10 protein-coding genes and 1 pseudogene are annotated in these 12,411 nt (G+C 33.9%); 9 read left to right on the top strand and 2 right to left on the bottom strand.

Annotation, left to right across the window (positions count from 1 at the left end):
• Positions 1–100 precede the first annotated feature (100 nt).
• Together vanY and JNUCC51_RS09390 are read left to right on the top strand one after the other, a co-directional pair.
• On the top strand, positions 101–988 hold the full coding sequence (vanY, locus tag JNUCC51_RS09395; protein WP_337991765.1) for a VanY-A/VanY-F/VanY-M family D-Ala-D-Ala carboxypeptidase: 888 nt from the start codon (positions 101–103) through the stop codon (positions 986–988).
• Positions 989–1,589: 601 nt separating this feature from the next.
• Positions 1,590–2,249, top strand: a complete 660-nt coding sequence (locus JNUCC51_RS09390) for a hypothetical protein (RefSeq protein ID WP_337991764.1) — start codon at positions 1,590–1,592, stop codon at positions 2,247–2,249.
• 263 nt (positions 2,250–2,512) lie between these two features.
• Here the strand turns inward: JNUCC51_RS09390 and JNUCC51_RS09385 are convergent.
• Positions 2,513–3,749: pseudogene (locus JNUCC51_RS09385) on the bottom strand (IS110 family RNA-guided transposase).
• A 388-nt stretch (positions 3,750–4,137) separates the two neighbouring features.
• Here JNUCC51_RS09385 and JNUCC51_RS09380 point away from each other — a divergent pair.
• From JNUCC51_RS09380 to JNUCC51_RS09370, 3 genes are all read left to right on the top strand, one after another.
• Positions 4,138–4,824 carry an aspartate/glutamate racemase family protein gene (locus JNUCC51_RS09380; protein ID WP_337991763.1) on the top strand — a complete coding sequence of 229 codons (687 nt, stop codon included), beginning with the start codon at positions 4,138–4,140 and terminating at the stop codon, positions 4,822–4,824.
• Positions 4,825–4,941: 117 nt separating this feature from the next.
• Complete coding sequence (locus JNUCC51_RS09375; RefSeq protein WP_337991762.1) at positions 4,942–5,472, top strand: GNAT family N-acetyltransferase; 531 nt, start codon at positions 4,942–4,944, stop codon at positions 5,470–5,472.
• Positions 5,473–5,563: 91 nt separating this feature from the next.
• Entirely contained in the window at positions 5,564–5,734 is a 171-nt protein-coding gene (locus JNUCC51_RS09370; protein WP_337991761.1) for a hypothetical protein, read from the top strand.
• Positions 5,735–6,267: 533 nt separating this feature from the next.
• Here JNUCC51_RS09370 and JNUCC51_RS09365 read toward each other — a convergent pair.
• On the bottom strand, positions 6,268–7,974 hold the full coding sequence (locus JNUCC51_RS09365; protein ID WP_337991760.1) for a methyl-accepting chemotaxis protein: 1,707 nt from the start codon (positions 7,972–7,974) through the stop codon (positions 6,268–6,270).
• A 475-nt stretch (positions 7,975–8,449) separates the two neighbouring features.
• Between JNUCC51_RS09365 and JNUCC51_RS09360 the strand changes: the two genes are divergently transcribed.
• The 4 genes from JNUCC51_RS09360 to JNUCC51_RS09345 all read left to right on the top strand — a co-directional run bounded on the left by JNUCC51_RS09360 (position 8,450) and on the right by JNUCC51_RS09345 (position 12,296).
• The gene (locus tag JNUCC51_RS09360; RefSeq protein ID WP_337991759.1) at positions 8,450–8,605 is read left to right on the top strand and encodes a hypothetical protein; all 156 of its coding nucleotides are present in this window, start codon (positions 8,450–8,452) and stop codon (positions 8,603–8,605) included.
• A gap of 456 nt (positions 8,606–9,061) precedes the next feature.
• Positions 9,062–10,024 (top strand): helix-turn-helix transcriptional regulator, encoded by a 963-nt coding sequence (locus JNUCC51_RS09355; protein WP_337991758.1) that lies wholly within the window; start codon positions 9,062–9,064, stop codon positions 10,022–10,024.
• A gap of 74 nt (positions 10,025–10,098) precedes the next feature.
• Positions 10,099–10,731: a type 1 glutamine amidotransferase family protein gene (locus JNUCC51_RS09350; RefSeq protein WP_337991757.1), complete on the top strand. Its 633-nt coding sequence runs from the start codon at positions 10,099–10,101 to the stop codon at positions 10,729–10,731.
• A 707-nt stretch (positions 10,732–11,438) separates the two neighbouring features.
• Positions 11,439–12,296 (top strand): M23 family metallopeptidase, encoded by an 858-nt coding sequence (locus JNUCC51_RS09345; RefSeq protein ID WP_337991756.1) that lies wholly within the window; start codon positions 11,439–11,441, stop codon positions 12,294–12,296.
• Positions 12,297–12,411 lie beyond the last annotated feature (115 nt).

Genomic DNA, 12,411 nt, shown 5'->3' with positions numbered 1-12,411 from the left:
GGGCTCCTATTGAAGAAAGGGGCCCTTTTTGTGTGCCGGGCATGTCCGTCAACTAGGTGATTAATCTTTTAAGTAAAGAAGAATAAGGGAGAAGTTAAGAATGAAAAAGTTGCGCTTTTTATTAATTTTTGCAATATGTTTGGGTGTAACAGCCTTTAAGATAGTACCGTTCTTTCAAGGTGAAAAAGGTGTAATGTTAAATACCTATAATGAGAATGGTATAGTGGAGGGTAAGTTGTCTTCGGGAAATATAAAAAAAGTAGATATTTCAGTAGATCAAATTTATCAAGGAAATTTACTTTTGGTCAACAGACAGCACCCAATTCACAATGAAAGTATAAAATCTGATGTCATCAATTTAAATGCTCGCAATGAATTGGTAAAAGGATACAGAATGTTTAATAGCGAAACATATTTATCAGAAGATATAGCAAGTAAATTTTCGAATATGGTTCTTGATGCCGAAGAAGATGGAGTTTCTAGTTTCTTAATTACTAGTGGTTATCGAGGATTTGATGAGCAAAATAAGCTTTATAAAGAAATGGGTTCCAATCGTGCCTTGCCAGCAGGTTACAGCGAACACAATTTAGGTTTATCGCTTGATGTGGGAAGTACCCAAGGGAAGATGGAGGTAGCACCAGAGGGAGAGTGGATTGCAGAAAACGCTTGGAAATACGGGTTTACTCTACGTTATCCAGAGGATAAAACGAACATAACGGGAATTATGAATGAACCATGGCATATCCGCTATGTTGGTTTACCACATAGTGCGATTATGAAAGAAATGAATTTTGTTCTAGAGGAATATTTAGACTATCTAAAAGAACAAAAACATATTTCTGCTACTGTAAATGGTCAAAAATATGAGGTCTTTTATTATCCTGTTACTGAGAATACTACTATTAATGTACCAGCCAATCTTCGTTATGAGGTATCGGGCAATAATACGGATGGTGTGATTGTGACAGTATTTCCTGATAACGTGTAGAAACTCAAGGAAGGTGGGGATGAGGAATGAACTGAACGAAATTGATGGACGGTACTAGGGTACAAGCACTATTTGCCTTGTATATGTGTATGCTTTATTCAAAATCATTCTTTTCAAGTTAAACTCGATTAATTTCGGAGGAACTGGGAAACCACGATTTTATCTCGAATCGGTTGTTAAAACTATATCTACCTATCATTTATTTGTTAAATTAAATAAAGGCATACTGCTTGTTGAATAGATTGTGAACAATTACGTTTAAACTACCGGGTGCTTACTTAAAAAATATTGAGCTGTTTAGACAGATCTTATTTTTTACTCAACTCCCATGAAAGAACTTAATCATCTTTCATTTTCTGTGGTGAAGTGCTGATTATTTCACTTCATGGATGGCTAGGTGTGCAGTTTAGTTGAACAAGGGGGTAAGTTGAATAGTTAATGCACATAAGCTTAATGATTCGCTTTCTCATTTTGATACTAATAATATTTATATTTTCTTAAGAGTTATAATAAGAGATTCTTAAGATTTATCTACTATACTTCAGTTATAGCAAGGAATTAAAACAAATTTAAAACTTGCGATTACAGGAGGAAAAATATTATGAAATCAACGAAAATATTGGGATTAGCGTTAGTTGGGATATTGAGTACTGGAGGTGTTACAGCTATTGCACATGCATCAAGTACTATAGTGCCAAAGAATACAGTAATGACTGAACAGTCTGTTGAACAAGAAAGTTACAAAGAAAATAAACTTAAAGAAGTAGCACTTAATGCTTTTCAAAAGAATTTTAATGAAACAATAGATACTAAAAACTTTTATGAAAGAAACAATGAGTTTTATGAGATAGACGGACACAAATTTTATATAACAGGATGGAGTAATAAAAATAGTAAATTTATAAACGGAAATACAGCCATTCAATATACTGCAGTATTAGACGCTGAAACTAATAAGATAGTAAGTCTACAGTATCATCCAGGAGAAGCTAAAAATCAAAATTATAAGAATTTTTCTTATGATGAAGCTAAAAATTTAGCAACTAACTTTGTTAAAGAGAATAACATATTAGATGGTAAAAGCTATGAATTTTCAGAAGCACAAAGTAAAGAAGTAAATACAGGTAAAGATGCAAAAGAGGATTGGTACTATCATTTTTATTTTAAATATGATGGAGGAAAAACATGTTTAGTTAATGTAAATAAAGACCTTAAGAAAGTAACTGAATTTATGTTAGATGAAGGTCAAGATCAGGGATAATGATGTACTACGTAAACCCTCGATATACATGATAAAATTCTTAAGTTGTGACGAGATATTCTTATAAGATACAAAAAGGACTTACTGTTAAAAGTAAGTCCTTTTTCATCTAACCTCTTATTGAACTAAACCAGCTAATAGTTTGTCAATAATTTTCTGTTAAAAGTTTAATAGGCACATGCTATACTAAAAAAGTGCATGACAAATAACCGTCCTAAAGTTTGTATTTAGAAGGTTTTGTTTGATTTAGTTGTACCTACTTATCAAGCTAAATCTTGGTACGTAGTTTTGTTTTTTAACAAGGCAAAAATCCAATGTAAGAGTTTATTAACACAAGCTATTATCGCTACTTTAAAAGGTTTTCCTTCTTCACGTTTTTTATCATAAAATTCACGTATTTTCTTGTTTCGAGGAATGATTGTATCGTCTGTTTTAGTTTTTCTGCAATCCCGTATTGCACAACGAACAGCCATAAACAATGCATGACGAAGTCTACTTGAACCTCGTTTTGTAATTCGATTCTTGGTCGCTGAAAATTTACCTGATTCGAAAACACTTGGGTCAACTCCAGCGAAAGCCACAAGCTTTTTAGGGTTATTAAATCGATCTATTTCACCAATCTCAGAAATAATCGTTGCAGCGATCTTTTCACCGATGCCTGGGATAGATTTGATAATACTATATTCTTCAATTTCTTTAGCGAGGGCATCTATTTCTGACTCTAACTTTGATAGATGCTCTTTGTATTGAAGAAGGATCTTTATATACATATCAAGACTTAAAATATGACTCTGGTAAACTGTTTTTTCAAAAGGATTACGAGCTGCAGCTGCTTTAAGTTGTAAAGCTTTTTCATTTGCCCATCTAATGGACCTACTCTTACATAATTCATATATTTTGTCTGTAATGGATTCTTCACTTGCTTTCAAAATATCTTCTGAAGAAGGGAACTCTGAAAGAGTTAATAGTGAAACATTAGAATATAAATCTCCGAAAACCCCTTTATATTCAGGAAATACCTGTTCAAGGACTGCCTGAAATTGCAACTTAGTTTGAATCATTACGCCAGTTATATTTTCATGTTGTCTTGTAAGGTTACGAAGATTTAATAACTGAACGCCACGCTTTTTATATGGCTCTAATTCCTCTTTATAGAACAATTCACAAAGAAGATAGGCATCAATGGCATCCGTTTTTACTTTTCTCAAACTCGATCCTCTTGCCTTATTATGAAATTAACGGATTAATAATAATCAATAAATATCCTCGTTCTTCTAAATGATGTATGACAGGAGCACCATAGTGTCCTGTGGCTTCTAAAATGATTGTAGGCTTCATACCAGCCTCGTTTTTTACATCCTCTAAAAATATAACAAGGTCATTCAGACCTTCTAAAGTATGAGTCACCTTAAAACTTTTACGATATGGTTTGCCTTTATCTAAGAATGCTTGAACCTGGCTTTCTCCTTTTGAAATATCCAGACCAACGACTGGATTCATTATTAATCTCCTCCTAGAATCATAGTTTGCCAGTTACCCCTAATCCTCCATGCAGTGTCATAGCTTCGCTTGTTATACGAGATCTAAGTCCCAACCAGCCTCAATCATGTTTCTGCAAGTAGGGGGCGAACGGTTTAGTTGACGGGGTCAAGCCCCACGAGCAGTTACGTTCTACCCTGGCTACTGCTATAATAAAACCAAATAAAAAATGATCAACCAGAAATATCTGGCTGACCTTATAATACGAACGGGGCAGTTTAGTTCAAGAGTGTTGTTTAATTTGTGTTCAATAATTGTGCCATTTTGTGGAATAACTCTATATAAACAAATAGGATAATTATGTTAAAGTTATTGAGAAGATGGTGACATTATTTTAGGGGGTAAAACTATGATTGGAATTTTAGCAGGAATGGGCCCAAAATCTACTGGGCCATTTGTAGATAAAGTTGTAAACCAGTGCCAAAAGATATATGGAGCAATAAATGACATTGATTTCCCTCACATGATGATTTATTCATGTCCAACGCCTTTCTACATTGATAAACCTCTCAACCATACGGATATGGAAATGGCAATTATTAAAGGGGCTCGCAGACTTGAAAAAACAGATGTTGATTTTATTGCCATCCCATGTAATACGGCACATATCTACTTTAACCAAATTAGAAACTCAGTTTCAGTTCCCGTATTAAACATGATTGATGAAACAATAAAGGAAATACCAAAAAACTCAAAAAAGGTAGCTCTTTTAGCCACCAATCCAACGGTTCAGTCTGGAATATTTCAAGATGCTTTAGTGAGAGAAGGTTATGATTTTTTACATCAAGATCGTTGGCAAACTTGCGTGAATCAAATAATAGTAAAGATTAAACAAGGTAAAATCGATGAGTCCCTTCAATTATGGGATGAATTCTATTCAGAATTAGCTGAAACGATTGATACCGCTATCATTGCATGTACAGATTTAAATGTTGTTACAGATAAAAAATTCAATGATTTTTCCATTGTTGATTCATCAACTTGTCTCGCTCAAGCCGTTGTACATAAATATTTATCATTAATGGACAGAGATTAGTCTTTCCTATTAGACGAAAGTTTGTTCATTACTTTTTCACTAACTTGCGCAAGAGTTTAAGATCAAGCTGCCGAAGTCAAAGGCAGCTTTTCTTATTGAGCTAACGGTGCAGGATTGTTGAAGAAAGAATTGAATGTTAATAATAGTGATTTATTGAAGAATGAGGAAGTGGGAATAACAATGAACTACATAATAAGATTAGCGAATGAAAACGACTTATCGGGTTTATGTGATATTAGAAATAATAAAGATTTATTCACGAATTATTTAAAGCAATTTGCAAAAAGGGAAGTATATTTGGCAATCGCTGAACAAGACTCACTTATATTGGGTTTTGGAGTTCTTAAATTAAAAGGCTCTTTGCTTCCTAAATTAAGTGACCTATATGTAAAAGAGGATTATCGGGGCAATGGTATAGGTTCAGATTTGATTCGGTATAGAGAAAATATTGCAAAGAGTTTAGGCCATTTTGAGATATTTGTGAGTGTTGACCCAATAGAAAATCCCAGAATGATAAAGTTAATTAGCAAACACGGTTACGAACCTATCTCCGACCCATATTTAAAAAAAGCTATATTTTATAATGATGATGGTACGACCTATAATAAAGCCTACACAAGAATTGATTTAAAGAAGTTGTTGAACTAACGGCGCAGGTTACTTAAAAGAAGGAAGAGTGCCCTCTTTTGTTGAAATAAAGGAGTAGGCAAGAAGGAATTATAAGAAGAGAGTGTTGTAAATGGGTTTTGAGGAGAAAATTGTCAAACTTCTGTGGAAAGAAGGCAGGTGTAGAGAAGAACTGCTGGAAATATACGAAGAAGCACCAGATGACGAGGATTTTGTATTGTTAAAGATGAAACTAACCGATGAGGTTATCAGTTTTAAAAGTGAAAACTGCTTTGAGGCTTAGTACAACTTCGACATTACCTTGAACAAAAGAACATCCAAATCCAGTGTAATGGTGTAGCATTGAATGTTTATCCGTCTCCAATGGCGCTTTCAATGGGAGTTGGAAGGTTAGCCTACAAGCTGCATTTGGGAAGGCAAGCCAAAATGGAGGATTTGGTTGATATATTTAATTGTGATGAAGATTTAAAGTTTGTCACTATCAATGAACAACTGAATCACTACGAAGATTGGTTAAAGAGTTTGTGAAAAACTGTACTTAAAGTAACGGGGTGCTTTATTGGAAGAAGGAGGACCTTTATAATCAAACTTTTTTATAAAAAACAGTTCTTGAAATTAAAATAAAGCCAATGTTTTGATCAAACTTTATTCAAAACATTGGCTTTTTATATACAGTGGGAGCTTTAAGGAGAAGAAGCAGTTTAGATTAAAAAATGATCTAGCCACTTCTTTTTATATGAATGATGTTGTTATTCATTGGAAAATGTGTAAAGTCATATTCAAATGTTAAAAGTGGTATTGCTCGTGATAATCATATTAAACTCTGAATTGAGCTGCTAAGTCTCTTAACTCTTCTGCCAAGTTTGCAAGTGCATAAGCAGATGATGAAATTTCTTCCATTGATGCCATTTGTTCTTCAGTCGTTGCAGAAATACTCTCTGTGCCGGCTGTAGTAGATTTAGTTATGGAGTGGATTGTATTCATACTACCAACAATTTCTTCAGTTCCTGCTGCCATTTGCTCTACCGCTGCAGATACTTCTTCTACCTGCATTGTAACACTTTGAATGGCACCTTGAATTGAAGCGAAAGTTGTACGTGTATTTTCTGTTGTTTTAATCCCTTCATTAACTCCCGCTGTTACTAACTTCATTGATTCAACAGCCTTTTGAGTATCTTTCTGTGTCTCTGAAATCAACACTTCAATTTGGTTTGAAGAAACAGCAGACTGTTCTGCTAATTTTCTAACCTCATCTGCAACAACGGCAAAGCCATTCCCATGCTCGCCAGCACGTGCGGCTTCAATTGCAGCGTTCAGGGCAAGGAGATTTGTTTGTTCAGCAATCGCTGTAATCGAATCAATAATTTGACCAATGTCATTTGAACGTTTTCCTAACAAGTCGACAACTTCGGATAAGCCATTTACTCTTTCTGTGATGTCCATCATTTGTTGATTCATTTGATTTGCGGCATTTATACCATTTATCACCATGGATAAAGAATCACCTGAAAGTTCGGTTACAGCTTGAGCATTCCCAGCTACTTGTTGTACACCTGTTGAAAGCTCATTAACGGTATTGACGGTGTTAGAGACATTGTTTAGTTGCTCTACTGATCCATGAGCGATAGTTTCCATCGTATTTGCAACCATCTCTGTTGCTTTCGTAGTTTCAGCTGCATTGGCATTTAATTCTTCAGATGCTGCGGCTACATGATTAGCAGTTTCAGTCACTTTAGTTACCGTATTACGAATATTATTAAGCATCGAATTAAATGATTGAGTTAATTGACCAATTTCATCTTTGGATGAATAGGTACCTTGCATAGTCAAATCTCCATCGCCCGCTTTTAACATATTAGCCTGCAACTCTTTAACCGGATTTACAATTAAACGTGCAATCCATGTTGCTAATGTAATAAAGAAAATAATGGCCAAAACAGAGAGAATGGTAGAAACAAGTATAGTAGTGGATAGACTTTGTTTATTTGCTTTATTCAACTGTTTAGCATCTTCAGAACATATAATCATAAGATCACGTGCATCATTTGCCACTTTCTCACGAAAATCCTGCATAGATGTAGTGTATAAAGAATAAGCTTCCTCGTTTCGGTTTTTACTAGCCAAATCAATGACCTCTGTCATAGTACTAAAATAACCGTCGAGATTGGATTGAATAGATTCTAACAGTTTTCGTTCATCTTCTTTTCCACTGTAAGAGTCTTTGAATTTTATAATTGATTCTTCAATATTTTGAGATCTTTCTGAGACGTTCGCTTGTAGCTCGGTATTACGTTTAGTATCCATAGTAATCATAAGCTCTAAAACGAAAGAATCCATCGCACGAATGTCAGTTCGAATTTGACCGATATATTGAATTGGCAAAAGTGACTTGTCGTACATTTCACTAGATTTTTTTGCCATATCTTCAATGTAATAAAAACCAACACCTGAAATAATTAGCAAAAATATAACAGCAGATGTAATAAGTGTTAGTATTTTCTTTTTGATTGATAAGTTTTTCAAAAATATTCCTCCATAGACTCAACTAAACAAAAGTTCTGAAATGATAGTGGTATATACTAATAACTTTGGATATATTGAGTAATTTATATTTTGTAATAATATATTACACTAAATTTATGAGAGAATTATGAAGTTTTTATTACAAAAATAAAGGGTTACAGCTGTTATATCCTCAATTTGGGATAAATCGTATTAATACAACTACAGCAAACGAGTGCTAATGGGGGCTTCGTAATATATAGTTCAGCCAGAACTTTCTGGTTGAACTTTTTTTATTTAGATTTAATCTATCAGTAGCCAGGGTAGAACGTACGGGGGCGTGGGACATTGATCCCGGCAAGTAAACTGTTCACCCCCTACTTGTAGAAATATGTTTGAGGCTGGTTGGGACTTGGATCTCGTATAACAAGCGAAGCTATAATACTACTTGGAGGTAATAGGGGCTACTGGTGAATACATTGTAGGAGGAGAAAGAATGAACCCAGTAGTGGGTATTGATGTAGCTAAAGATGAAAGTGAAGTACAAGCTTTTTTAGAAAAAGGAAAGCCATATGGGGAAAATTTTTCAATTAAGCATAATCGTGAAGAGTTAGACAAGTTTATAGGATTTTTAGGAGAGATTAGATCTTAACAGGGAGTAAGTCTGTTGTCATTTTGGAATCAACAGGTCATTATGATACACCGATTATTCAATGCTTAGAAGAAAATGAAATACTTTATATTTTGAATAAAGGAAAGTGCCATCTTACAAAAAGATATTGACAACCTATTAGCTGGTTTACTTAAAGATTATTGAATTGCATAAGCAGCTTTTTTTTTCTTATTGAGCTAACGGGGAGGGTTAGTTCAACAGTGATGTTTAACTTGTGTTCAACGATCGGGCCAAATTGTGGAATAACGCAGTTGATGGGCTATACTAAAAATCAGAAATAGATTGTTAAGAATTATACTTAAACTAACAAGACAGAATAATCTAATTCAAGGAAATAAGTTAAATTTAAATGATAAACTAAAGTTTACTTATTACTAAATTAAGAAAAATAAACTTATATGATAGATAATAAATTCTATATAGAGGTGGATTTATATGCCTAAAATTGACAATATACTAGCAATTCTATGGATGCTTAATTCAGGTGAAAAAATTACTGCAAAACAAATTTCTGAAAAGTTAGAGATGAATATAAGGACTGTGTATCGTTATATTGATACACTTTCAACAAGTGGCGTACCTATAATTTCAGAACCAGGACATAACGGTGGATACACTTTATTGAACAATTTTATTGAGGCTCCTCTTTTTTTTGATTTTGAGGAGCAAACTTCACTTTATCATGCTGCTGTTTTTGCAGAAGAAGCTGGATATTATGGTGGTGAAGCACTAAATAGGGCTATTTCAAAGCTTAGCAAATATTCAAATCAAGAGCAGGAGACAAAGATAAACCAACATTTGACCAGTCTTGAAGTAATAAGTCGATTAAGTTCCCTCTCTATGGAACCTTTCTTGAAGGAGTTGGAGCAGGCCGTAGCTGACGGATACTCTTTAAAAATTCTTTACCATAAAAGTGGCGAAGATCAATCAAAGTATAGATTGGTTGATCCGTACAGAATTATTTATTGGAATAATAAGTGGTATGTGATTGGATTTTGTCATCTTAGGAATGATATCCGTAGTTTTAGAGTAGATCGAATTGAAAGTCTAACTCTAACCGAAAATAAGTTTAACCGGCCAGAAAAATTTTCAGCACGTGACTTTTTTATGAAAAACCTCCTTCCAACTATAGAAGATAAGGAAGGGATTATTTCTTTAGTTATTAATGGAAATACAAGGACTTTGGATGATATTTGCCAACATTGGTTTTTGGGACATTATTTACAAGAACGGACTTCAAATCAAGCAGTTTTTCTTCTTGAAAAAGATTTGCTACATACATATGTACCTCATTTACTTTTACCCTACGGTAAATCTATTAAAGTTATTGAGCCAATAAGTCTTAAGAAAAGACTTATTGAAGTTCTGTCGGAATTAATAAAATTTCATCAAGTATGATAACTTCCCTGACGTTAACTGTCAGGGAAGTTATTTTATAATAGGCTTATCAATTGTGATTGGAGTGTTATTGGATGCAAACAGAAAAAGTTTATCTTTATGTTTTTAATACAATGTCAGACTGGGAATATGGATATTTAATTGCTGAGTTAAACTCAGGAAGATATTTCAAAAAAGATTTAGCACCTTTAAAAGTGGTTACAGTAGGAGCAAATAAAGAAATTATTACTACAATGGGAGGACTGAGCATAAAACCAGATATTTCCTCCGATGAATGTACACTTGAAAGTAAGGATCTTTTAATTTTACCTGGAGGGACTACTTGGAGAGAAGATATTCATCAACCTATCTTAAAAAAGATTGGCGAAGCCTTAAAGCTTGGTACTATTGTTGCTGCAATTTGTGGTGCAACTGAGGCCCTTGCCAATATGGGATACTTAGATTCTAGAAAACACACAAGCAATGACTTAGAGTATATTAAAATGGTCTGTCCTAATTATAAAGGAGAAAAATTTTATGAGATGAGACCTGCGGTATCTGGTGAGAATTTGATTACTGCATCAGGAGTAGCACCTCTAGAATTTACGATGGAAGTACTGAAAGAATTAGATGTATTTGCACCCGACACATTACATTCATGGTATAACCTAAATAAGACTCATAAACCTGAATACTTCTTCCAGTTAATGAATTCAATAAATAGCTGAGCTAAAAAATCAACTTAGCAGTTTTATATTAGTTCAAATAAAAATCATGCTTTAGACAATGTCAAAGTATGGTTTTTGTATATAACTTAAATATGTTTATGGAAGTAAAAAACTTACAAAGCACTCCTGAAGTTGTTATAAATAAAATTGGTAACTAAATCTCTTTTTAGTCTTATTGAACAACGGTGTGCTTTTTTCTTTGACAATAATGTTGGAACGATCTTCAACAATCGGGCGCTTTAGTTGAATAAGATAGACAATCCATTAGCAACAATCTTTGAGAAAACAACCTTTATTTTTATGACATATTCCTGTACACAAGTCACTTTGTTTTTAATTGCCCCAACCTAGCCAAATAACCCCAAAGATATGCTTTATTATGTTATATCCTGCAAATTAATGATAACTGTTCAAAAGAAATCGAAGTGTTGATATACAAGGTTTTATAGCTTGTTTTGTGCGCAACTTTGTTTCCTCACTAGCCTGTAAAGTTTGACTTGGAGTGGACACTGGGAGGCTCCTTGGGGACTAGCCGTCTCGGATGAACCCTGCAGCGAAGCGGCTCAACGAACGAGCTCGATCGGAACTGAAAATCAATTATTCATTATAATAGAAATGAGCAAAAGAGTAGTTCTTGAAACTTTTCATAATTAAACCTCGTAAATACATTTAAATGTTTTATTTATACATTAATGGGGGGCGTTGTTATGAAAAAGTTCAGTAGTCCAGAAGAAGTCATAGATACTTGGTTAAGAGAAGGTTACGAAAAAGTTTATGATGCTACATCAAATGATTTTCAGAATGTGGTCACTTTAGAACAATTCATCGAGCTAAGCACGTCAGTTAATAAGGGTGTTAAAAATTATCAATTAGAAACAAAGACGATATTACAAAATTTAACGCATTATGTATGGTCAGATGATAAACGGGAGAATTTAGTTGTAGCTTCCTTTGATGAACTCAATCAAATACAGCGTTTTTATATAAAGCCTTTTATTGCTTATCCAAAAACGGATCAACAATATACAAAAAATAAATACATAATGCCAATTAGCGATGAGTGGTTTGTTTTTTGGGGTGGTACGAATGAATTTGTAAATTATCATTATGTATATGAAAATCAGCGATATGCCTACGATTTAGTAAAAGTTCAAGATGGACAATCTTATCAAAATAGCTCAATTCGAAATGAAGATTTTTATGCTTTTGATGAGGATATTATAGCGCCAGCGGATGGTAAGGTCGTAAAGGTTGTAGATGGAATAAAAGACAATGTACCTGGTGAAATGGATGAACGTAATGCAGCAGGAAACTATGTTGTGATCGAGCATGCAAATAATGAATTTAGTATGATTGCACATTTTAAAAAGAACTCAATTTTAGTAAAATCAGGCGACACCGTAACAGAAGGGCAACTTATTGGGAAATGCGGAAATTCTGGTAATTCATCAGAAGCTCATATTCATTTTCAGGTAATGGATTCCCCGGATATTGTATATGGAAAGTCCATTCGTATTCTTTTTAAAGATGGTAATGAGCCAATACAAGGGGATACGATATTTTAAGCATATGCAAGTGAGGGCAATACGCCAGCTAAGGATGTTTTTTGTAACGTAAGTGAAACGCCAGTTACAAAAAAGTGTGCCACCTCTGAGATGAGTAAGGGTTTAAGTTACTCTT

It is taken from the genome of Lysinibacillus sp. JNUCC 51, assembly GCF_015999525.1.
In the GTDB taxonomy this organism is placed as follows: domain Bacteria; phylum Bacillota; class Bacilli; order Bacillales_A; family Planococcaceae; genus Lysinibacillus; species Lysinibacillus xylanilyticus.
This window is presented reverse-complemented; position numbering and strand designations above follow the sequence as displayed.